Here is a 22,619-nt window from a genome sequence, read left to right as displayed (position 1 = left end):
GCCGCAGAACCTGCAAACAGAGAGGAATCCTGATGGAGTTCAGTTACGAGGTCAAAGGCTCGTACGCCGAAGTCAAGGCGGACGGGAGGCTCAACATGGTGTCCGCGCCCAAGCTGCGTGAATTCGTCACCGACGTGATCGCGGGCGGTTCCAGCCGGATCGTGGTGAACCTGGAGAAGACAGCCTTCATGGACTCCTCGGGCCTCGGCGCCCTGATCGGCTGCCTCAAGGCCGCGCGCCAGGCCGGGGGCGACCTTCGGATCGCGGCCGTGCAGCCACAGGTGAACATGGTGCTGAAACTGACCAGCATGGACAAGGTGCTGACCGCCTACCCCACGGCCGAGGCAGCGTTCAGCAATGACTGAGATCCTGGCCTCACGCACCTTCCGGGGGCCGGCTGCCGAGGACGCCATCGAAGCCGTCCACAACGACCTCGACAGCCTCTGGCTTGACGTCCCGTTCGTGAACGACATGGACCAGATGACGTTCACGACGGCCGTCATCGAATCAGTCTCCAACATCGTCCAGCACGCGGAGCCGACGAGCCAGGATCCCGTGGAGCTGGGCGTGGACATCGAAGTGTGGCCCCGGCTGCTTCAAGCCAGGGTCAGCGCCTACAACACCAAGCCGCCCTTCGGCCCAATGGAACCGGCAACCGCTGGGCAGGACGCCGAGTCGGGACGCGGCCTGGCACTCATCCAAGCGCTGGTCACCACCGTCACTTTCGAACGCCAGGACGGGACCAACACCTGGGTTCTCACCCGGGATTCCCACTGACTCCAACGGCTCGCCACCCTGAGGCAATCCTGCGCGGATTTGAATCTTGCGGCCCCTCCCGTTGCGCACACTGATAGCAGGGCCGTTCCGTTCGACCCACAATGACGTTCGGCCTCATGGGGCCGGCCGCTTCAAGGCCACTGGAGGGGTGCATGAAGCCGTTGAGGATATTCGTTTCGTTCCTTGCTGTGCTCGCTTGCTGCGGGATCTAGGGTGCAGCGCCGGCCCAGGCGCAACAGCTGCCAGCACGCTGAGTCCCGGCGCCGGTCCCGCCGGGACCACCGGAACGCTTACGGCGGGTGCCACCCGTGTGCCCTTCAAAACCAGCGCCTCCGGGTACTTTCCCGCTGCCCTGGTGATGCCGGACTCGACGGACCCGGTGGTTGCAGTCCACGTAGCATCGGGCAAAATCAGTGCGTCGGCCTCCTTCACCCTGACCTACAGCTCCCCTCCGTTAATGAGGATGATCCGGCTACCGAGACAGTGCCGTTGGCTCCCCCGGCATCCCTGGCGCCGCGGCGGCCACCTTGAGGTTTGGGGTCGGAACCCCGGGCGGACGCCTCGCCTCGCCGGAGCTCTACCACGTGGCGGCCCTCGTCAGCAAAGCACCATCGGTCATCCTGTCCTATAAAATCCTTAATCAAGCTCCCCCATCGCTGAATTGGAGGCGGTCCGGAACCGGGGTGCCCAGACGCTGCTGACATGGGAGCCCTGGACCTAGGGAGGCGGAACGGAGCACCCGGCCTATTCGCTGGACCGCGTCACCTCCGGGAACTTCGGCCCGTACCTCCGGCAATGGGGCCAGGGGCTGGCCAACTGGGGATACCCGGTGATGCTCCGGTTCGGCCACGAAATGAACAGCAACTGGTACCCCTGGTCCGAGCAAGGCAACGGCAACGGTCCCGGCGACTACGTCAGTGCCTGCCGCCACGTCCACGACGTCGTCGCATCGACCGGCGCCACGAACATCACATGGGTTTGGAACCCAAACGTCCCGAACTGGGGATCCACACCGCTCACTGACCTCCCGGCTCCTCCTATGCGGATGCAATAGCCCTAGACGGCTACAATAGGGGCGCTTCCGCGTCCTGGTGTAGCTGGCTGTACGGGACGTCCCGTCGGCAGGCAGCCAGTACAAGATTTCGGACCGCAATAGTCCCCCGGACATAGGTCTAATTACGTGCGGCATCTTGAAACTGCTGCCTCATCAGGTTGCTTTGTGGTCATGGGCTGAAGGCATTATTGCGAGACTCCGCCTCAGGTGGGACACGTCTTGGAACACGAAGCTGGTCGAGGTGAAACTCGGCACGGAAAGCCCTAGGACGCAGAGGCATAGTTCAGAAGTTCCTCCAGCAGAAGCACACCCAAACTTGACGCCAAAAGCGTCTGACAAGGGAGGACTTGGCCGGATGGTGGAGCGCCCGCCTGGTCCTCGCCGCCCCGCACCCTCAGAACAGGCGGCGTAGCCGCACTGATCTAATGGGACGTCACCCGAGTCCAGGTTCATCGGGCTATCTCACACTCCCCGGCCGGCTTTCTTCCCCTCCGACTGTCCGGGTGGGATCTTAGAACGTCGTGTGCCACTGTCAGTGAACCCGGACATCGCACTATTCTGACGCCGCCACACGAAGGTGCGAATATTCCGTAGCTTTCCCGGACAAACGGACCGGCCTGACGAAATCTTCATTATCGGCTCTTAAACCGCGGGAGTGGAAGTAGCCGCGGGAACCGCCGCCTCGTGATCAGAGTCCAAGCGTTTTGTAGCTCAGCATTGCGATCGAAGATGCGGGTGGGTCGCTGTCTGGGATTATCTTTGGTCAGCATCTTGGACGCTTCGTCGCTGAAATGCAGTCAGTCGAGTAACGCTAGGCCGAATTCAGCGAAGACGGTCCGCAGTTCGCTGAGGGTAGCGCTCTGCTTGGGCCCGCGGCTAAACGCTTGGCCATGACCGCAGCCAAGCGTTTAGCCGCGTTTCTTCTCCGCCAAGGCAACACCATCCCGTAAAAAATTGCTACCGAGCCAGCCCACTCGTTTACGGGGCTAGGCGACCCTGGCGCCGGAAGCAAGCTGTACGGCGACGTCGACGATCATGTCTTCCTGGCCGCCGACGTAGCCGGCTTTGCCAATTTCTTCAAGGATTTGCCAGGCGGGGACGCCATATCGTTCCGCGGCGCGTTCGGCGTGGATGAGGAAGGATGAGTAGACGCCGGCATAGCCCTGCATGATGGACGCGCGGTCCATGATGGGCATGCGGATGATGATGGGCTTGACCACATCTTCGGCTGCAGACATCACGCCGTGGACGTCTACCCCGGTGTGGATACCGAGCCGTTCGAAGGCTGCGGCGAGGACTTCCGTGGGTGAGTTTCCTGCGCCGGCACCGAGGGCTAGCAAAGTGCCGTCGATCTGTTTAGCTCCCGCGCGGGCGGCGTAGACGGAGTTCGCAACGCCGAAGCTGAGGTTCTGGTGGCCGTGGAAGCCTACCTGGGCGTCGTTTCCGAGTTCGGCGACAAGTGCAGAGACGCGGGCAGAGACATCTTCAAGGATCAGGGCTCCGGCCGAGTCCACGACGTAGACGCACTGGCAGCCTGCATCAGCCATGATCCGGGCCTGCTTCGCCAGGTTCTCCGGGGTAGTGCGGTGGGAGAGCATCAGGAAGCCCACGGTTTCCATGCCCAGCTTGCGGGCGTGCTGGAAGTGCTGAATAGAGACGTCAGCCTCGGTGCTGTGGGTTGCGATGCGAGCAACGGAAGCGCCGGCATCATGAGCGAGGTTAAGGTCGTGGATGGTGCCCAGGCCCGGGAGCATGAGCACCGCAATTTTAGCATTCCGAGCTTCATCAACGGCGGTGCGCACCAGGTCCAGCTCCGGTGTGAGGGAGAAACCGTAGTTGAAGGAAGAACCGCCCAGGCCGTCGCCGTGCGTAACCTCGATGATTTCGACTTTGGCGTCATCAAGGGCACGGACCACTGAACGGACGTGCTGCTCGGTGAATCTGTGGCTCATGGCGTGCGAGCCGTCCCGAAGGGTGGTGTCCGTCAGCCGGACGCTCAGGTTCTGGGTCACGGTCATGGTTATGCTCCTACAGGTGTTGAAGAAATGGTTGCGTCCATGCGCTCAGCCAGCAGGTCAGCTGTGCGGGTGGCCGCAGCAGTAATGATGTCCAGGTTGCCGGCGTATGCGGGCAGGTAGTCAGCGGCACCCTTGACCTGAACCCAGACACCCACCCTGCCGTTCCCGTTCCAGTCATCGCGCGCCGAGTCGAACTGCGGCTCAACACGAAGCGCATAGCCGGGAACGTAGTCTTGGATTTCAGCGACTGCACTGTCAATGGCTGCACGGATCTTGTCCTGCAGATCCCCAGGTTCGGCGGCTTCAGCCGGGATCGCGGCGTAGATGGTGTTGCGCATGATCATGGGCGGTTCGACCGGGTTGATGATGATGATGGCCTTGCCCTTCTTGGCGCCACCAACTTCCTGAAGTGCCTTGGCGGTGGTTTCGGTGAACTCGTCTACGTTTGCCCGAGTTCCGGGACCGGCCGACTTGGAGGCAATGGAGGCAACGATTTCTGCATACTCGACGGGGACCACGGAGGACACGGCGGCAACGATCGGTGTGGTCGCCTGGCCCGCGCACGTGATCATGTTGACGTTCAGGACATCTTCGAGCGAGTCCAGGTTCACCATCGGGCACAGGTAGGGTCCCACGGCGGCAGGGGTGAGATCGATCGCGTGAATTCCCGCGGCTTTGTATTTGGGGGCATTGGCTTCGTGGGCTTTGGCTGAGGTGCACTCGAAGACGAAGTCAGGAAGTTCGTCCCGGGCCAGCAGCCAGTCCACACCCTCTGCGGATGTGGTGATGCCCAGCCGATCGGCCCGGGCCAGCCCGTCCGAGGCCGTGTCGACGCCGATCATGTACTTGACCTCGAGGTTCTTGCTGCGGCGCATAATTTTGAACATCAGGTCGGTGCCGATGTTTCCTGAGCCGACAATGGCGGCTGTTTTCTTTGCCATAGGGGTCCTTAGTCTGTGAAGTGAATGGTCAGTGAGCCGAGCGGTCCGAAGTCCGCTACGGCCGTACTGCCCGCAGTGACGGGCTCAGCCTTGGTGAATGAGCCCGGGAGGATCAACTGACCGGCTTCAAGGGCAACGCCCTCGTCGGCAAGGACGTTGGCCAGCCAGGCAAGCGGAGCAACCGGGTTACCCATGACGTCCGCCCCGTTTCCGGAGCCGGTCACAACGCCGTCAATCACGAGCGAGCACAGGGTGTCAAGCAGCGCCGAGGGATCAAGGTCGAGCGGTTTTGCACCGACAGCGATCGCGCCGCAGGAGGCGTTGTCTGCCACGGTGTCCACCAGCTTGATATCCCAATCGGTGATGCGTGAATCGATAATCTCGATGGCCGGGTAGATGGCATCGATGGCCGCGGCAGCCTGCTCAACGGTAACGCCGGGGCCCTGTAGCTTTTCTTTGAGGACGAAACCGAATTCCGGTTCCACCTTGGGCTGGATAAAAGCGGATGCAGGAATGTTCGCGCCATCGCCATAGACCATGTCCTCGAAGAAGAATCCAAAGTCGGGCGAATCGACACCCAACTGTTTCTGCATGGCCAGGGAGGTCAGCCCAACCTTTCGGCCGGCCAGCACACGTCCGCCTGCAGTGTGATGGTCCAACTGGACGGTTTGCACGTGATAGGCATCCGCCAGTGTCATTCCTTCCAGCCGGTTCCGCAGGGGGGCTATCGGGGTGAGGGATTCGGTCGCTTCCAGCAGGTCCTGCCCAAAGTGGGCCAGCTGCTCCCTTCTGGTCCGGACCGGATCGATGGCAGGGGCGTTGGTATCGCTGAGGGGGGCGGATTGGTTTGTCATTAGCGCAGCACCGCTGTCGTAACGCCGAAGCCCGCGATGTATTCCTTAACGGGCTTGTAGAACTCGTAGGTGACCTCGTATTCGCCGCAGGCCCGCAGGGCTGAGTAGGCCGCTACCCAGGTGCGGACTTCATGGGAGGAATGCCCTGCCACGCGGTTCATCTCATCCGGGTCATAGGCGTCGAAGCCGGAGACTTCGCCGGAACGGCAAACGTCAAGGAACGCACGGTCCCATTCGGGGTTCAGATCCATGATGTCGGCTTCACCACGGGCGAAGGCTTTCGCTGTGGCAATCGTGCGTTCCTGACGCGCCGCGCGGGCTTCCGGAGTGGGGTGGCGGCCGTTGGTGAGGAGGTGGCGCTGTTCCGCGGTGGCGGTGGCGATCTGCGGAACAGGCGGGTCATGGGAAAGCCCACCCGAACCAATGAACAGGATTTTCTTATCGGAGTTTTTGAAGTACTCGCCGACCGCGGTGCCGAACTGGCGCACGCGGCGGACCTTGGAAAAAGGCGGCGCGACAGAGTTGATAAAGATTGGAATCAGGGGTTTAGCGGCAGCATCGCCGTCGTACAGGATCTCCATGGGTTGGACTGCGCCGTGGTCGACTTCCATCTGGCGGGAGATGGCTGTATCGACGTCCTGGTCGATAACGTATTGGGCGAGGTCTTCAGCGACCTCTGTGGGGACGACCAGTTTGCCTGAGAAGGAATCATAGTCGCCCGTTCCGTGGGCTTCGTAGCCGATGCAGAACGGGGGCATTAGGTCGTAGAAAAATCCGTTGTAGTGGTCGGGGCCGAAGTTAACAACGAGGTCAGGGTCGAAATCCTTTACGAAAGCGCGCGCCTGGTTGAAGGCTGATTCGACTTCTGCTTTGACGTCCGCTGGCGGGTTGGCGTATTCGAGCAGAGGGGTATGTGACATGCACACCAGGGCATGGGTCATGACGAAACTCCTTTGGATGCGTGTAGTCGTCCGAATTGATTAAGTCCCATTGCACTCCTGCGCTTAGTGGTTCGTCTGGCAAGCGTTCCGCAGGACGGGACGGAAGATCACGATTTGCTATTTGTTGCCCAGCGTGCGGTCTTTGATGGCGTACGTGAATGTGGAGTGCAGAAGCTGCTTGCCGCCAGCGTCACTGACCGATACTTCAGCTACGGCTACGGTGTTGCCGCCGCGCAGGATGCGGGCTGTGGCGATCGCGGGTGATGCCTTGGAATTAGACATGAAATTCATGTTGGACTGCACGGCAAGCGGGAACTGGCCGCTGCCGGCGTAGTTCTGCATGGCAAGCAAGGTACCGGTGATGTCCGCGGCACCAAAGAGCGCTGCTGCGGAAAACATGCCTGAGACCTGGGCAAGTGAGTCTTGGAGTGGCATGGACATGCTGATGGTGGAATCTGTCACAGCGTGCGGCTCGATGCCCAACGTAGTGGCAATGTCATCGAATCCGCGCTTTGCAGTGAACTTGTCGACGAACGCGGTGAATTCCTCAAGGGAGGCGGGGTGAGCCATCTGGTCGCTCCTAATTTCGGGGAAAGTATGAAATCAGGCTAACGACGCAGCACCCGTCCTGTGAGGGTGGGTGCCGGTAGACGGAACACAAATGCCCTTAGATGCCCGGGTCTGGTCGGCGGTGTTGGGGTGGGGCCGTCTATTAACGCGGTAGCGCGTCTGACCACTAAGGGCCGCGGCCAGTAAACATCGGATGTACCAGCCTCACCAAAAAGAAGCGGCGTCGGGTCCGGCGAGACGGCATGGGGCCCAGGTGGTGACCGATCCGGCTGGACCGTCTGACTGCGATGGAGCCGCAGAGCCCTGTTTCCCTTGAAATGCTTTGCAGCAATAAGGGTCACCTCTGGCCCGCTCGAGGCCAATGGCAAGCATCTTGGTGGTACGGGAGGTGAACAGGGATGAGCGCCAGAGGTGCGGAACAACTCGTCCCGGTGAAAATGTCGAGAACGTTCCGATGATTGACAGTCCGGCCCGTTCCGATGTTCGGCACGCCGGGTAGATATGCCCTGCGGCACCGGTGTCCTATTGATCCAAGAACCCCGCCGCCCCTAATTGAACGAAGGGTCCCCGCATGACCACCACGGAGTCCTGTCCCTCAAACGCCAATCCCGCAATCGGCAAAATGGCTCGTCCGGGGACCATGACGATCAACATGGATGTCTCCACACTGATCGATGGAGAGGGCGGCTTGATTGACCGATCCATTTACTCGCACCCGGGCATTTACCAGCAGGAACTGCGTCGGGTTTTTGCCCGGACCTGGCTTTTCCTGGCGCACACGAGTCAGTTCAGCAAGCCCGGGGACTTTTTCACGACGTTTATGGGGGAAGACCCTGTCATCGTCACCATGGATAAGAGCCGGAATATCCGGGCATACTTGAACGCCTGCCGGCACCGTGGTGTGCGTCTTTGCCGCGCCGACGCGGGGGCAACGAAGATGTTTACCTGTTCGTACCACGGCTGGTCCTTTGACCTGGCCGGTGCCCTGCAGTCCGTGCCGAATGAAAAGGCCTACCCCGAAGACTTTGAACGGAAGGACTGGGGCCTCATCGAGGTTCCCAATCTGGCCTCCTACAAAGGATTGATTTTCGGCAACTGGGACCCCAACGCAGAACCGCTGGAGGAGACCCTCGGAGACATGCGCTACTACATGGACGCCATGCTGGACCGTGATCCCGAGGGCACGGAAGTCATCGGCGGCGTCATGAAGTGGGAACTGGAAGGCAACTGGAAGCTCGCAGCGGAGCAGTTCGCCACCGACTGGTACCACGTCAACATGTCCCACGCGTCCGCTCTTATGGTCATGTCCCCGACCGGCCGTGGTCCCAAGCCGGACATCGCGGAGACGCCTGGGCGCCAGTACCTCTCCCCAAACGGTCATGGTGCAGGTTTCCCCACGCATCCCAAATCACGCTTCGATGCCAAGGCAGTTCACGAGTACTACGACTATCCCGCCCTGCGTGAGCGGCTGGGAGACGCGTCCGTTGAAGGACCAATGACCACCGGCCATGCCACCGTTTTCCCGTCGTTTTCTTACCTTCCGGTCAATGGTTCCATCCGCGTCTGGCACCCCAAGGGCCCCAACAAAATAGAGGTATGGGCCTGGATCCTTGTGGATAAGTCCATGCCCGACGATGTCAAGGACGCCCAACGGCTCTACAACCTGCGAACCTTCGGACCGTCCGGGATTTTCGAAGCCGATGATGGCGAAAACTGGTCCGAGATCCAGGCCATCGCCGGCGGCTTCGTGACCAACAAGGTCCCCCTGAACTTCCAAATGGGCATTGGAAGCGAGTGCGAAGACGGAACCTACCCCGGCCAGACCAGCGAACTGTACTCGGACGCGGCCGGCCGGGCGTTCTACCGCCACTGGGCCGCTTTGATGAACGAACCGGCATGGCACGAAAACACAACGCGGAACAACATTTCAGGAGATACCCAGTGAGCGATTCCATCAGCATCGGGACCGTCGATGACATAGATGAGGGCGAAGCCAAGGTAATTCCCGCAGCCCAAAACGGCACGGAGGAGGACATCGCGGTCTTCCACGCCGAGGATGGCAACTTCTACGCCCTGAACGATAACTGCACCCATGAAACCGCTTCTCTTGCGGACGGGTGGATTGAGGGGACTAAGGTGGAATGCCCTGTCCATTCCGCTAAGTTTTGCCTCAAAACCGGGGCTGCGCTGTGCATGCCCGCAACAATCGCCGCTCGGACCCACCGAGTCGAGGTCCACGGCGGAAATGTTCTGCTCTACCCGAACGTCAGAGGGGACGCCTGATGGCACTGGATATCGTGGGCGCCCCTGTGGAATCCGTGACCATTGTTGGAGGCGGCATGTCGGGCTTCACAACGGCGAAGGAGCTTCGCGGGCGAGGGTTTGCCGGCAATCTGATCATTATCGACCCCGCAGGGCTTCCTTACGATCGCCCACCATTGAGCAAGGACTACTTGCTGGGTTCCCGGGATGCTCAGGACATACAGCTGGCGCACGCGGACTGGTTTGCAGAGCACCAGGTGGACGTGGTTACAGGCCACGCTGCGGCCCTGAGGCCGGATGAGGCGACTGTGGTTCTGGAGGACGGGAGCGAGATCACCAGCAGCCGGGTTGTTCTTGCCACCGGAGGCGCTGCCAGGCGCTTGGGCATACCGGGCGGGGACTTCGAGACTGTGCTGGAACTGAGGACGCGCGAGGATGCCGACCGCCTGCGCTCAGTACTGAAGCCCGGGGCCCGACTGGCGATCATAGGGGCTGGCCTGATAGGCGCTGAAGTGGCCTCCTCAGCACTGCCGTTCGGGGCTGAAGTTGTCCTTATTGATCCCGTGGACCCGCCACTCGTCCCGGCGGTCGGCCATGAATTGGCACGTCTGCTGCACGACATGCACCCGGAGCGCGGTATAAGGGTCGTAACAGGGGTCCCCACCGCAATTACACGGGATAGCGCCGGGCACCACGTGGTCATGGAGTCAGGCGAAAGGATCGATGCCGACGCGGTGTTGGTCGGCATCGGCATCATTCCCGAAACAGGGCTGGCCGAGGAAGCCGGGCTCGAGACGGACAACGGTGTCATTGTTGACGAGTCCCAGCGCACCGGCCATCCGAACGTTTACGCAGTCGGTGACAGTTCGCGTATCCGCCGCTCAGATGGCACGTTGCTTCGCCGTGCGGAGCATTGGGAGCACGCCGTCAACACGGGCGCTACGGCCGCTGCCGCGCTGCTGGGGCAGGACCTGCCCAAGCACGGCGCGAGCTGGTTTTGGTCCGACCGTCACGGCGTGCACATCGAAGGCGTCGGCAATATGACAGGCGAGGGCAACACAGTAGTGAGGGAAAAGGATGGAAAGCCCTCCGTGTTCTTCCGGCTCGATCCCGACGGCTATTTGGCCGGCTGCGCAGCCATCGACGGAGGCATGTCCGTCCGCGCCGCACGGCGCCTCATCGACCAAAGGATTCTCGTGGACCCCCAGAGATTGGCTGACCCTGCCGTCGACCTAAAAAAGCTCACGAAGTAGCAGCACCCGCTCCAATGCAGGAAGCGAGACAGGAACCATGACAGAACATGTTGTAGCCGCGGCTGCCGCGACGGCCGTAGACGAAATCCAGGGCAGGCTGGCCGATGCCGAACTTGCCTACCGCGTTCAACAGTTTTACTTCTACGAGGCTGAACTTCTCGACGACGTCCGCTTTGCGGACTGGCTGGAAATCTTCGATGAGGACCTTACATATTGGGCGCCATTGCGGACAAACCGGCTTCGCCGTCAGGCTGCCTTGTCCATTGGAGCCCAAGGGGAAGCCGCATATTTTGATGAAACCAAGGACTCCTTGGCCTGGCGCATCCGGCGATACGACTCCGGCATGGCCTGGGCCGAGGACCCGCCCTCCCGGACACGACACCTCGTGTCCAACGTGACCGTCCGTCACAGCGGACCGGAACAGCTCACCGTCCGTTCAGCGTTCCTGGTGTACCGCAACCGGCTCCAGACCGAAACGGACATCTACGCCGGCGGCCGCACGGACGTCATCAGGGTCAAAGCAGACGGCAGCCTCCGCGTGGCCCAACGCGAATTACTCTTTGACGCCAACGTCCTCCAAGCGAAAAATCTCACCACATTCTTCTAACAACCCTATTCGGGGCAGCCCCTCAGTTGGCTGCCCCACACGACAGTGAGGTAAATATGAGCGGAAATGCCTCCGCGGGGTGGCTCAACGGTGACGTCGCCCTCGTTACAGGCGGCGGATCCGGCATCGGCCGGGCCGTGACCGAACGTTTTCTAGCCGAAGGCGCGTCTGTTGCCCTGTTCGGCCGCGATTACGACAAGCTGAGAGTCGTAGCTGAAGAATCAGGCGCAGGAGACAGGGTTTTCCCAGTAGCCGGCGACGTCCGAGATCCCGATTCACTTCATTTGGCGGTGCAGGAAACCGTCGATAATTTTGGCAAGCTTGACGTCCTGGTTCCCAACGCAGGCATCTGGGACTACAACAGGTCCATTACGAGGCTCAGCGGCACAGAAGTGTCCGAGGCATTCGATGAACTGTTCGCCATCAACGTCAAAGGCTATCTTCTGACCGTCGAAGCAGCCTGGCGCGAACTGGTCAAATCCCGGGGATCGATTGTGATGACCTTGTCTAACGCGTCCTTCCACTCAGCTGGTGGCGGTCCCATCTACACCGCGTCCAAGTTCGCCTGCCGTGGCCTGGTGACACAACTCGCATACGAGCTGGCACCAAAAGTCAGGGTCAACGGCGTAGCTGTAGGGGGAATGAACACTGACCTGCGCGGGCCGGAGGCGATCGGCCTGAATGAGCGCTCCATCGCCGATTCTTTCGCCCGCTCAGAAGTCACCGGCAACAACCCCCTGATTCCGCTGCACGACGCATCGGTCGATCCCCGTGACTTTACCGGATCCTACGTCCTGCTGGGGTCACGCCTTAATTCCAGTAGCATCACCGGCGCCATCATCCCGGCCGACGGTGGCATTGCCGTCAGGGGCTTCGGAGCCAAGGCTGCAGGAGGAGACACCCTGTGATGAACGAAGTAGACATCAATCCAGTCACTGGCGTCCTCCGGCAGGCCCGCTATTTCCCTGGTCAGACTGCCCTGGTATACGAAGATGAGAGCTTCGATTATGCGGCTTTGGCCGCCTCGATCGAAGAACAGGCCCGAGCCTTGGTCGGCCGCGGCGTCAGGCGCGGTGACCGCGTAGCATACCTCGGGCTGAACAGTAGTACCTTCTTGGTAACCATGATGGCGGCCTGGTGGGTGGGCGCCATTTTTGAACCCTTCAACTTCCGTTTGGCACCGCGCGAAGTCGAACGTCTTATAGCCAAATCGACCCCGCGACTTCTCATCGTCGAGCCCGCACACCAAGAAGTCATCGACCGCGCAGACGGAATCGACCGCAGTGCCCTCGAACTTGTTCTTGTGGATAACGACGCCGCTGCCCCATTGCAGGGGGAGGTCCCGAACAATTGGACTCCGCTGAGTGCCTTGTTGGCTTCTGGAGCGGCAGTGGAACCAGTCACCCCAGCCCCGGCGCATGAAGATGACCTTGCCATTCTTATGTTCACTTCAGGCACCACTGGTGAACCTAAAGGCGTCCAACTGACCTTCGGAAACATCTGGTGGAACTCGGTGAACGTAGACTCACTCGTCGACACTCGGAGGGGGGATGCCAATCTGGTGGTTGCGCCGCTGTTCCACATCGGCGCTCTGAATGCTCTGACCATTCGGCTGATGGTCCGCGGCGGACTAACGGTGGTCCGCCGGACCTTCGACCCGAGACGGACACTCAAAGACATCGAGGCGTACGGCATCTCACAGGCCTTCTTGGTGCCTGCCCAACTCTCGGCAATGCACCAGACGGACGAATTCGAGCTGCACGACATCTCCAGCCTGCGTGCACTGATATGCGCGGGCGCCCCTGTTCCGCCTGTTCTACTGAAACAGTACGAGTCAAAGGGCGTAGCTGTGCAGCAGGCTTGGGGCCTGACGGAAACATCCCCCTTCGCCACTTATCTGCCTGCCGAATTGACATACCGCAAGGCCGGTTCATGCGGTATCCCCATGCCATACTCCGATGTTCGTATCGTTGATCCCTTTTCCCTTCAGGACGTCAGTGACCCGGGTGAGACGGGAGAGTTGTGGGTTCGGGGCCCCAACGTTACGCCCGGGTACTGGAACAACCCTGAAGCTACAGCGTCAGCCTTTCACCAGGGCTGGTTCCGCACGGGTGACATTGGATACGTCGACGAGGAAGGGTACTTCTTCATCGTCGACCGGCTTAAGGACATGATCATCACCGGCGGCGAGAACGTTTATCCCGCCGAGGTGGAGCGTGCCTTGATGGAATACCCCGGCGTCCTGGACGTGGCAGTCGTCGGAGTCGACGATTCCCAATGGGGCGAGTGTGTAGTTGCAGTGATGAGTTGCAAGGATGGCCTTGTGCCCACCGTAGAAGAAGTGCGGGAGTTCACCAGCAACTACCTCGCCCGCTACAAGCTCCCGAAGCGGCTGGTCCTCACCGGGTCCGTCCCCCGCAACGGCTCGGGCAAGCTGGACAGACACAGCATCAGGCAGCTCGTCAAGGACGAAGGGTAAACGGAAATGTCCACAGACGAAGTCGATATGCTGAAGTGGCCCGAGCCACTGCCGTCGTCCTGGCAGTGCGTCCGGACGGACGCGCCCGCAGGCCGTGAATCCACCTACCAGGTGACAAAGTACAATAAGCTGGCGGGCGAGGTGCGCGTGGTCTTTACTGTCGCACATCCAATCGGGGCAGCCTACCCTGCAGGAGCGCGGGACCGGCTCCTCATACCTGACACAGAGACAAGCGCCGCAGCACTTCAGCTGGTTTCCGAGCAAGTCATGGCGACTGATCCCGCCTGCCGGCGCCTGGTCCTGGCGGTTAGGGCGGGGGATGTGCCCGGAATTGCCCGCGGTGAAAGGGCCGGCTACCGGTACGTTCTGGACGTTGATCTTCCGGACGGTTCCGTATCGTTGCTCGCTGCCGAGCCGGACGCGGTCTTGGAAAGTTCCCGGCATCTGGACGATATTCCCACCTCGTAGACACGTCCCTGGTCCAGTGGCCCTTAGGGGTACTACCCCGGTTGCTTGTGGCGCGGCTGGCGGATGAGGCGCCTTTGAGTGCAGCGTGAGGCCTGGCCTGATTTTAGTGCTCGATGAAGTCCTGGTAGCACGCTGGATCTTCACCCCTTTGGCAGAGAACGCGGCGATCGCGTTGCGCATGAAGGCTGCGGCGGTTTCTTTGGTCTCGTCAGGCAGGATCTCTGAGTAGACGTAGCGGGAGTGGTCATCGACAGCATGGTGAATAAACGTGAAACCCCGAAGCAGCCCCGGTTCCTGCGGGCGCCTTCAACCAGACTCCGCGCCGGTTGTTCGCATCCCCGGCTACTCTTCCCAGGCTGCGGTGGCCTCCACCCTACGGAATCGTGCCCCGTTTCTTCACCTCAACGTGGATCACTTCACCGGGCCAAGCGGATCCATAGCGGCGGACTCGTTCCTGCCCGACCCTCGCCACGGTTGCAGGATCGTGAAGCGCAGCCGCGGGCAGTGGTAGCAGTGGAGGATGCGATGGCCTGTGGAGATGTTCAAGTGCAGGTCGTATGCAATTTTTGCCGGCCCCAAGCGCCTGGGGGTTCGCAGCCCAACGACCCGATGTTCTGTCCGTACGGCACTGGAGTGTGCGCATCTCAACTGCCGGCTGGGCAGGTACTGCATCCCAGCAGCTCCGAGCTCGACGTTACGCTTGATCCACCGGGCCAAACATTGAGCGAGCTTTAACCGCCCGGCAGGGGCAAGGATCGCGTTGAAGTGGGACACGAGGACCTCCTGGTATCTGTGTTTCTCTCGAAGCTCCACACAACACCCGGAGGTCCTCTTCACTATGTCAATTCCCACCCCGTGTCACCAACGTACCGGGACAGTACACCTAGGCGCCCCGGACCAAGCGGAGCTGGTGCTGACGCTGTGCATTTGCTGCGGCGACAGCACGGCCCGCGGCGTAGCAGACCTTCCGCAGCGCACTAGCCTGTGATTCCGGGGCAAACTTTCCGGCCGGTCCCGAAACCGACATCGCGGCCACGGGCCGGCCATCGGACCCCATGATGGGTGCTGCAATACAGATAAGCCCCGTTAGAGTTTCCTCGCGGTCGAACGCCAGATTTGACTTCCTGACAGTGGCGAGTTCGGCCCGGAAGGCATCCGGATCAGTGATCGTCGCAGGAGTCCACGCTGCCAGTTCCGACCCCAGGACCTGTTCTGTCGCCTCCGGGTTATGAGACAGCAAAACCTTCCCCACTGCTGTGCAATACGCGGGAGCCCGGCCGCCGATACGTGAAGGACTCCGGACCTGAAGGTGACCAAAGAGCTTGTTCAGATAGACCACGTCCGTGCCTACAAGCACCGCGAGGTGGACAGTTTGGCGGCTCATCTCGTAAAGATCTGCCAAGTAGGGTGTCAGTGCATCGCGGATCCGGCCGTGGGCAGCGGTCTCATTGCTGGCCCCGAGAGCATGGATGAGTTTGCCGAACCGATAGGCGTTTCCGGCCCTCTCGACGGCACCGCTGCGCTGTAGCATGGCCAGCACCCGGAAAGCTGTCGACTTGGACATGTCCGCCCGGCGGGCAAGCTCACTGACGCCGACGCCGGTTAGTCCATCATTCCCAAACGCGCTCAATAGGGCCATGGCCTTATCCACGGCGGCACGATCATCACGAGCTGTGGCAGCAACAATGGATGCCATATCTTTCCTCCAACGCTGAGGCGGCCCGTCGGGGAGCAGAACTCCTTGATTGGATTCGTCCCTCCATAGCCGGCAATTCCAGTGTGCAACTACCTTGGGTTTTATGTCAAACATGACTATTCGTCATTTATAAGTGACCATAGTGATGTGGCTATTAGTGATCTTGTTTCCCGCAACATCCGTCGCTTCCGGGCAGAGCGAAACCTCACCCTTGGGGAACTGGCTCGGAAGGCTTCCCTTTCCAAGCAGACCTTATCCAAGATCGAACAGGGCGAAGGAAACCCCACAGTAGGGACGCTGGAGGCCATTGGCGAAGCGTTGGGTCTTAGCTTCCGTAAATTGGTGACTGAGTGGGGAACCAGGACATCCGTTTCCCGCGCCAGCGAGGCGGACTGGGTGCGGACCGCGTTGGGCGAAGAGAGAAGCCTCGACAGGATCTACGGAACCGGCTACGTCCACACGCAGGTCATCACAGTTGAACAAAGCCATCGCGCAAAGCTTGTTCCGGCCCGGAGCCCGGGAACGCTGTTCCAGGTGTATGTCATCGAGGGGCGGCTGGAGACAGGGCCGGAGAACGAGATGCTGATACTCAGCACGGGCGACTTCGGCCGGTTCCCTGGGGACGTGGACCACGGATTCCGGAGCCTGGGTGGTCGAGCTGTCTTTCACCTAACAACGACTGCCCCCGAGGTGCCACAATTTACGGCCGCCCAGTAGGGCTACGAGCGTTCAACAGCCCGGCCCTTCCCGTGTCGGCGCGCATGCCACCTTGATGACATGTGGCCGCCTCCTCCGGGAGACGGCCACAGCTAATCAGAGGTTTTCTGCTTAGCGCGTTACACCGCTGGCGGCACGCTTTACACCGCGGGCGGCCAAATACTGCTTGATGATCGTGTTGAATTCTTCGGCACGTTCGACCTGCGACCAGTGCCCGCACTGGCTGAAGATGTGCGCGTCGGCGGTGGGGATGACATTCAGCAGCTCCCAGGTACGCGAAACAGGAATGACAACGTCCTGAACACCATGAATGAGCAGGACAGGAATCTCCAGCCTGGAGAGCACATCGAAGTCGAGCGGCAGCTCCTCTCGGTCGCGGTCGCGTGCGGCAACCACCTCTGCCAGGCGGTCTGTGGCCGTGTCGTTCATGGCCGCTTGGTAGCGCAATGAGACGAGTTCATCGGTGACCAGAGACGTGTCCACAACGAACAATTCCAAGGTCTTGCGGATGCCGGTTTCCGAAAGGTCTGGCTTGGAGTGGCCAGCCAGAGCGCCCGTCAGCTTGGCGCCGCCGGTACCCATCGAGACGACGCCCAACAGGCGCTCGGGGAAATCGATGGCGAATTGAAGGGCCAGCCACCCACCCAGCGAGTTACCCACGATCCACGCCTTTTCGATGCCGAGTGCATCAAGGACGCGGACGGCATGGCGCACCCATTCCCGGATGCCATACTGCGTTCCTTCAGCAACTACGGTCTGGCCGTAGCCGATGGAGTCAATTGCGATGCACCGCCCTTGTTCCGCGAGCTGCGGAAGGTTGAGCCACCAGTTAGCAGCTGCCGTGACTCCGGTGCCGGACCCGTGAAGAAAAAGGATGGGAGTACCCTCGCCGAGTTCGTGATAGTGGGTGAGCTCGCCGTCAGCGGTCTCGAGCCATTTGTCCTCCAGTCCGAAAAATGCGTCAGTAGTGTAGCTCGGAACTTTCAGCTGTGTGGTCATAATTGAGGCTCCAAAAATGGTCGTCCCGGCGTTCGGGAATGGTGGGGGCAGAACCCTGCGTGGGCGTCATTATCAAGCTAGGCCAATCCGCGCGGGGCTGGGAGTCGGCGTTCCGCCATGCGGCACGTCACCTTACGTGCTCAGCAAGTCCGTACCTAACCTATCTGATGGTTTTCCTGTTCCCAGCTATTGCTGGGACCTTCCAAGATGGATACCTGGAGGCTCGGGTAGTGGGCCCAAAAAGCTTTGGCATCGAACCTTAATTGCTTCGGGGTCGCCCCGGCTACGGGCCTGGAATCTGTGCACCAGTAATTGGCCCAAAACCTCCGGGGCTCCGTCGTCGACCTACGAGCACCGAAGCGCTCAATGGCTTGCTCCACTTGCCAACTACGTCGCCCATCGCTACTCGAGACCGTCGGATTCATACGACAACTACACCCTCAAATGTGATGAGCCAGTTAGTTAATTGGGGAAACCCGACGGGAACCAATGTCAGGGCATGACTCAGTGGGGCCATCTGATGCTTCCTATCGCTTTCGCGAGTTCAACGGCGCCGAGGCGGCAGAGTTCGGCTATACGCCTGCGGCCATGTACTTACTAAAGCCTCCCCTGTTGCGTTGCTATCCCGTCACCAGGAGCACCACGACGGTGCGGTCCCCTTCAAACACGGCCAGATTCTGGGCATTGATGGAAATGACACGTTCCGATTCGCCAAACGGTCAATTGTTTCTGTTCTTGTCAGTCAAACGTCCGAAGACGTCATGCGTTCCCTCAGTCAATGTAGTCCATGGCGGGGATCACATTCGAGGGTCTTGCCCCTCGTTTCACCAGGTGTTCGTGTGAGCACCTCCCAGCCGACGACAAAGAGGAGTTAGCAAATGACCAAACATCACGACGTTGTGGTGATCGGAGCCGGTTTTTCAGGACTATACAGTGTCCACAAATTGCGCGATGAGTTGGGGCTGGACGTTCAGGGGTTCGAAGCTGCCGGCGGCGTCGGAGGCACCTGGTGGTGGAACCGGTACCCGGGAGCACGCTGTGATTTCGAGTCCGTGCATTATTCTTATTCGTTCTCTGAAGAGCTGCAGCGTGAGTGGAAGTGGACGGAGAAGTTCGCGTCCCAGCCCGAAATCCTCGCGTATCTAGAATGGGTAGCGGACAAGCTAGACGTCCGCCGTAGCTTCCGCTTTGGAACCCGGATCACATCAACAATCTGGGACGAGGATAATTCGCGTTGGCAAGTCGCGGCCGAAGACGGCACCACATGCACCGCACGGTTCGTCATTTCGGGCGTTGGCGGGCTTTCAGTGCCGAAAGAGCCCGAGTTTGCAGGCGCGGACAGCTTCGAGGGTGAACTGTACTTCACGAGCAGCTGGCCTCATCATGAGGTCAACTTGGCAGGCAAGCGAGTTGCGGTTGTGGGTACAGGCTCGACTGGCATTCAAGTCATTCAGGAAGTCGCACGCCAGGCCGCGCACCTGACCGTCTTCCAGAGGACGGCCAATTTCGCTGCCCCCCTTGGCAACGAAAAACTTGAACCGGAGCGGCAGGAATGGAACGCGAAAAATCACGCAGAGCTCCGCGCAGGTTCGCGGCAGAGCCTTCTGGGCGTTCCTTACGAACCGGCCCGTCAATCGGCCCTCGAGGTATCCGAGGAAGAACGCAAGGCCGTCTATGACAAGAACTGGTCTGAAGGCGGATTCCGCATGCTTGCCTCAACGTTCACCGATCTGTATTTCGATGAACGTGCCAACGACACCATTGCCGATTACATCCGGGGCCGCATACGGGAGAGGGTCAACGACCCAGCCACGGCGGAACTGCTGTGCCCGGATGACCACCCGTACGCTACGAAACGGCCCCCTTTTGAAACGGGCTATTACGAAGCCTTTAATCTCCCGCACGTGGATCTCGTCGATTTGCGTTCGGCGCCCATTGAGGAAATCACGCCCAAAGGGATCGCTACCACTGCTGCCCACTACGAGTTTGACCTGATCATCCTCGCCACCGGATTTGACGTATTTACGCGCCCCCAGCTGAACCTCGGATTGATCGGGCGGGAAGGGATTCGCCTTGAGGATAAGTGGGGGGGAAGTCCCGCCACCTATCTCGGTATTAGCACAGCTGGCTTCCCAAACCTCTTCATGATTAACGGACCCCAAAGCGCCGCAGCGCAGTACAACAGCCCGCTGGCGATCGAGGATCATGTCGATTTTGCTACCAGGGCTATATCCCACACTCTAAAATCCGGGGCGAAGACCATCGAGGCATCCGCGGAAGCAGAGCAGACCTGGGATGCGCTGGCTACAGGGATGCTCAACATGACACTCGTGCCTAAGGCCACCAACTCGTGGTTCAACGGCGACAATATTCCAGGTAAGGCACGGGCGGCCTACTACTTTGCGGGCGGGACACCGATGTATCGGGCGATCCTCAATCAGGTCCAGGACCGGACATTCGCCGGTTTCGCATTAGACGGTGGTGCACCGTTGAGGATTCCTCCGCTCGTTCGCCTGCACCCGTCGGCTGTGGCGGTTCTGGCTGGCATGTTGAACCAGGGGGTAAAACCGCTCGAAAATTGCACGCCGGAGGAGATGCGTGCATTGGTCGGTGCTATGACGAAAATGCAGGTTCCCGGCCCTGACCTCCAAGTCATTGAAGTAGAGGATCCAAATGCGCGGATCTATATTCCTGATGGCGATGGTCCGTTCCCTGTGGTGGTGTTTTACCACGGTGGGGGGTGGGTGGCCGGGTCTGTTGAAGTCGCGGACGCTCCTTGTCGACAGCTGGCCGAAAAGCTTGGGGCCATCGTCGTATCTGCTGCGTACCGTCTAACTCCCGAGCACCCGTTCCCTGCCGCTACTGACGACACGTTCGCGGCACTGCAATGGACTGTCGAAAATATCGGCGCGTTCCGGGGCAATCCGGAACGGATCATGGTCATGGGCGAAAGCGCCGGCGCTACCCTCGCCGCCGTTGCCGCACTCCGTGCACGGGACGCTGGCATCGACCTGCTTGGCCAGGTGCTCGTCAACCCTGCCATTGACCCCGAGGCACAGACCGCTTCCAAGAAGGAGTTCTTCGATGGGCCGTTCCTCACAGTTGCTGCGGGTGATGCCATATGGGGGGCCTATCTTTCGGGGGCCGAAATAACGGCCTATGCGGCCCCAGGGCGCGCAGAATCATTCGCAGGACTTGCTCCGGCGATCATTATCACCGTCGAATGTGACCCCACGCGCGACGAGGCGGAAGACTACGGGCGCGCTATGGCAGCTGCAGGCGTACCGGTTGTGACGCACCGTATTCCAGGGCAGATGCACGCAGTTTTCCCACTTACGGCGGTCATCCCGCAGGCAACCGAGATGCAGGACATCGTTGCGAAGTTCCTATCTGACCAGCTCCCGGAGCGCGGTCTCACAACCGCCAACGTCGTCGCTCATTAGACGTTTTTCAGCCGACTGGCGTGCCGTAATCGCCGATGCCGTTGCGACACAATTGGGTATCTAACCCACTCGAAAACAGGAGGTCTCGGCCTTCTAAAGACAATTCCACAAAGTAGGACCATAACTAGTTCGTATTGATAAGGAGAGAAACATGAGCGGGTTGGAGAACCTGACTGGTCGGGTCGCAGTAGTAACGGGCGGTGCTTCGGGGATCGGCAAGGGCGTGGCCCGACGACTTGTCGCTGCTGGTTGCCAGGTGGTGATCGCTGGCCCCGATGAAGGGCCGCTAGTTGAATCGGCAGAAGAAATCGGAGCATTCTGGTTCCGTGCCGATGTGACTGACGAAGCTTCCATTCGCGCTCTTGCGGATTATGTCATAGACACCTGTGGGCGGGTGGACATCCTGATTAACAATGCGGGGGTCGGGCCAATGGCTCCCATCGATGAGTTGACTGTTGAAGACTTCCGGTGGGTGTTGGAGGTTAACCTCTTCGGCGTAATTTTAGGAACCAAGATCTTCCTTCCTTTACTGAAGGCAAACCCGGACGGGGGTCACCTAGTCAACGTGTCCTCTATGGCGGGGATCATTACGGGCCCTTGGATGGGTGCCTATGCGCCCTCCAAATTCGCCGTCTTGGCACTCACTGAAGTGCTGGCGGGCGAGCTGGCCGAAGAGGGGTCAGCCGTTGGAGCATCAGTACTGGTTCCCGCCCAAGTTAATACTGATATCAACAAGAACGCAGTAAATCGTCCCGGCAACAAAGACCCGGAGGCGGAAAGCAACAATGAAAAGCGCCTTCCTCCCCTCCGGCGGCTAGAACCCGAGGACGTCGGTGACATGGTGGTGGATGCCATTCGCAGTGGCTCGCTGTACATCGTTACCCATCCCGAAACCCTTCCTATGGTCCAGGCGAGACACCGGTCTATCGAGGCAGCCTTTTCATCCATACCGAGCGCCTATGCTGTTTGATGTCCTGGTTTAGTTGACCACGTACAACCCGGGCAAAGTAACCTCCGGCACGGAATAATGTCCGTCGGGCCGCGAAAGCGGCAAAAGACAACTACTACCTAAAAGCCGTTCGAATTGGCAAACGGAAAGTCACCGGAAGGCCAAGAAATATTCACCAGAACGCACCGCTATGAACAAATTTGATTCTGCTCTCGGATCCCGAAGGTTTTAGGTTATCGTTTAACCGGCGATCTACTCGATCAAGCCCTCAAAAGAGTTGAAGCCACCCTGATGCCATACGGATGCCGGCAGTAGGCCGGAATTACATCAACAAGCTCGCCATGAATCCGTCCGCTTTCGAGCAACGTAACGGTCGACGTTTAACAGATTCATATTGAAAAGCTTTCAATCTAAGTATAATAAGTATTTCTGTCAAATAAAATGCAAATCTAACTTGATCAATAAGCAGCGATGTAACCCTTCCCGTAAGAGCCTGCTTTTACCGGCGGCCGGGCAAGCATGGCTGAAACGTTCAGAGACAAAGGAGTCATCATGACAGTAGAAACCCAGGCAACCGCCGCCGCTTCAGGT

The 22,619-nt window shown here is 59.9% G+C and carries 20 protein-coding genes; 13 read left to right on the top strand and 7 right to left on the bottom strand.

Going from position 1 to position 22,619, the window contains the following annotated elements; all coding sequences use genetic code 11:
- The first annotated feature begins 32 nt into the window (after nt 1–32).
- The 3 genes from QRM96_RS20345 to QRM96_RS20335 all read left to right on the top strand — a co-directional run bounded on the left by QRM96_RS20345 (nt 33) and on the right by QRM96_RS20335 (nt 1,831).
- Nucleotides 33–365 carry an STAS domain-containing protein gene (locus QRM96_RS20345; RefSeq protein WP_285320775.1) on the top strand — a complete coding sequence of 111 codons (333 nt, stop codon included), beginning with the start codon at nt 33–35 and terminating at the stop codon, nt 363–365.
- The gene (locus QRM96_RS20340) at nt 358–777 is read left to right on the top strand and encodes an ATP-binding protein (protein ID WP_285320772.1); all 420 of its coding nucleotides are present in this window, start codon (nt 358–360) and stop codon (nt 775–777) included. Before QRM96_RS20345 ends, QRM96_RS20340 begins: the two co-directional genes overlap by 8 nt.
- A gap of 832 nt (nt 778–1,609) precedes the next feature.
- Nucleotides 1,610–1,831, top strand: a complete 222-nt coding sequence (locus QRM96_RS20335) for a hypothetical protein (protein ID WP_350224077.1) — start codon at nt 1,610–1,612, stop codon at nt 1,829–1,831.
- A gap of 986 nt (nt 1,832–2,817) precedes the next feature.
- Here the strand turns inward: QRM96_RS20335 and dmpG are convergent.
- From dmpG to QRM96_RS20310, 5 genes are all read right to left on the bottom strand, one after another.
- A complete protein-coding gene (gene dmpG / locus QRM96_RS20330; protein WP_285320771.1) occupies nt 2,818–3,849 on the bottom strand; it encodes a 4-hydroxy-2-oxovalerate aldolase in 1,032 nt (343 codons plus the stop codon).
- A 2-nt stretch (nt 3,850–3,851) separates the two neighbouring features.
- Nucleotides 3,852–4,790, bottom strand: a complete 939-nt coding sequence (locus QRM96_RS20325) for an acetaldehyde dehydrogenase (acetylating) (RefSeq protein WP_285320770.1) — start codon at nt 4,788–4,790, stop codon at nt 3,852–3,854.
- An 8-nt stretch (nt 4,791–4,798) separates the two neighbouring features.
- A complete protein-coding gene (locus tag QRM96_RS20320) occupies nt 4,799–5,644 on the bottom strand; it encodes a 2-keto-4-pentenoate hydratase (protein WP_285320769.1) in 846 nt (281 codons plus the stop codon).
- Entirely contained in the window at nt 5,644–6,585 is a 942-nt protein-coding gene (locus QRM96_RS20315; protein WP_285320768.1) for a 3-carboxyethylcatechol 2,3-dioxygenase, read from the bottom strand. Before QRM96_RS20315 ends, QRM96_RS20320 begins: the two co-directional genes overlap by 1 nt.
- Before the next feature lie 117 nt (nt 6,586–6,702).
- Nucleotides 6,703–7,155 (bottom strand): PaaI family thioesterase, encoded by a 453-nt coding sequence (locus QRM96_RS20310; protein WP_285320767.1) that lies wholly within the window; start codon nt 7,153–7,155, stop codon nt 6,703–6,705.
- A gap of 640 nt (nt 7,156–7,795) precedes the next feature.
- On the opposite strand from QRM96_RS20310, the gene QRM96_RS20305 reads away from it, so the two are divergent.
- From QRM96_RS20305 to QRM96_RS20275, 7 genes are read left to right on the top strand one after another with little or no spacing between them, the layout of a single operon-like run.
- Entirely contained in the window at nt 7,796–9,100 is a 1,305-nt protein-coding gene (locus QRM96_RS20305; RefSeq protein ID WP_285320766.1) for an aromatic ring-hydroxylating oxygenase subunit alpha, read from the top strand.
- The gene (locus QRM96_RS20300; RefSeq protein ID WP_285320765.1) at nt 9,097–9,438 is read left to right on the top strand and encodes a bifunctional 3-phenylpropionate/cinnamic acid dioxygenase ferredoxin subunit; all 342 of its coding nucleotides are present in this window, start codon (nt 9,097–9,099) and stop codon (nt 9,436–9,438) included. The genes QRM96_RS20305 and QRM96_RS20300 overlap by 4 nt, the downstream gene beginning before the upstream one ends.
- Nucleotides 9,438–10,670 carry an NAD(P)/FAD-dependent oxidoreductase gene (locus tag QRM96_RS20295; protein WP_285320764.1) on the top strand — a complete coding sequence of 411 codons (1,233 nt, stop codon included), beginning with the start codon at nt 9,438–9,440 and terminating at the stop codon, nt 10,668–10,670. Before QRM96_RS20300 ends, QRM96_RS20295 begins: the two co-directional genes overlap by 1 nt.
- Before the next feature lie 37 nt (nt 10,671–10,707).
- Nucleotides 10,708–11,277 (top strand): aromatic-ring-hydroxylating dioxygenase subunit beta, encoded by a 570-nt coding sequence (locus QRM96_RS20290; RefSeq protein WP_285320763.1) that lies wholly within the window; start codon nt 10,708–10,710, stop codon nt 11,275–11,277.
- Between the two features lie 56 nt (nt 11,278–11,333).
- Nucleotides 11,334–12,185, top strand: coding sequence for a 3-(cis-5,6-dihydroxycyclohexa-1,3-dien-1-yl)propanoate dehydrogenase (gene hcaB / locus QRM96_RS20285; RefSeq protein ID WP_285320762.1), 852 nt, complete (start codon nt 11,334–11,336; stop codon nt 12,183–12,185).
- Entirely contained in the window at nt 12,185–13,756 is a 1,572-nt protein-coding gene (locus tag QRM96_RS20280; RefSeq protein ID WP_285320773.1) for an acyl-CoA synthetase, read from the top strand. Before hcaB ends, QRM96_RS20280 begins: the two co-directional genes overlap by 1 nt.
- Nucleotides 13,757–13,762: 6 nt before the next feature.
- Nucleotides 13,763–14,224, top strand: a complete 462-nt coding sequence (locus tag QRM96_RS20275) for a GNAT family protein (RefSeq protein WP_285320761.1) — start codon at nt 13,763–13,765, stop codon at nt 14,222–14,224.
- 883 nt (nt 14,225–15,107) lie between these two features.
- On the opposite strand, the gene QRM96_RS20270 is transcribed toward QRM96_RS20275, so the two are convergent.
- Entirely contained in the window at nt 15,108–15,920 is an 813-nt protein-coding gene (locus QRM96_RS20270) for an IclR family transcriptional regulator (RefSeq protein ID WP_285320760.1), read from the bottom strand.
- Nucleotides 15,921–16,067: 147 nt separating this feature from the next.
- Here QRM96_RS20270 and QRM96_RS20265 point away from each other — a divergent pair, with 147 nt between their 5' ends.
- Nucleotides 16,068–16,637, top strand: a complete 570-nt coding sequence (locus tag QRM96_RS20265) for a helix-turn-helix domain-containing protein (protein ID WP_285320759.1) — start codon at nt 16,068–16,070, stop codon at nt 16,635–16,637.
- 111 nt (nt 16,638–16,748) lie between these two features.
- Here QRM96_RS20265 and QRM96_RS20260 read toward each other — a convergent pair whose 3' ends face one another.
- A complete protein-coding gene (locus tag QRM96_RS20260; protein ID WP_285320758.1) occupies nt 16,749–17,636 on the bottom strand; it encodes an alpha/beta fold hydrolase in 888 nt (295 codons plus the stop codon).
- A gap of 878 nt (nt 17,637–18,514) precedes the next feature.
- On the opposite strand from QRM96_RS20260, the gene QRM96_RS20255 reads away from it, so the two are divergent.
- Both QRM96_RS20255 and QRM96_RS20250 read left to right on the top strand, forming a co-directional pair.
- Nucleotides 18,515–21,079: a flavin-containing monooxygenase gene (locus QRM96_RS20255; protein ID WP_285320757.1), complete on the top strand. Its 2,565-nt coding sequence runs from the start codon at nt 18,515–18,517 to the stop codon at nt 21,077–21,079.
- Nucleotides 21,080–21,230: 151 nt separating this feature from the next.
- A complete protein-coding gene (locus QRM96_RS20250; protein WP_285320756.1) occupies nt 21,231–22,049 on the top strand; it encodes an SDR family NAD(P)-dependent oxidoreductase in 819 nt (272 codons plus the stop codon).
- Nucleotides 22,050–22,619: the final 570 nt, after the last annotated feature.

It is taken from the genome of Pseudarthrobacter sp. lyk4-40-TYG-27, assembly GCF_030209295.1.
GTDB lineage: Bacteria > Actinomycetota > Actinomycetes > Actinomycetales > Micrococcaceae > Arthrobacter.
The sequence above is the reverse complement of the archived record's forward strand: the minus strand, read 5'-3'. Positions and strand labels throughout refer to the sequence as shown.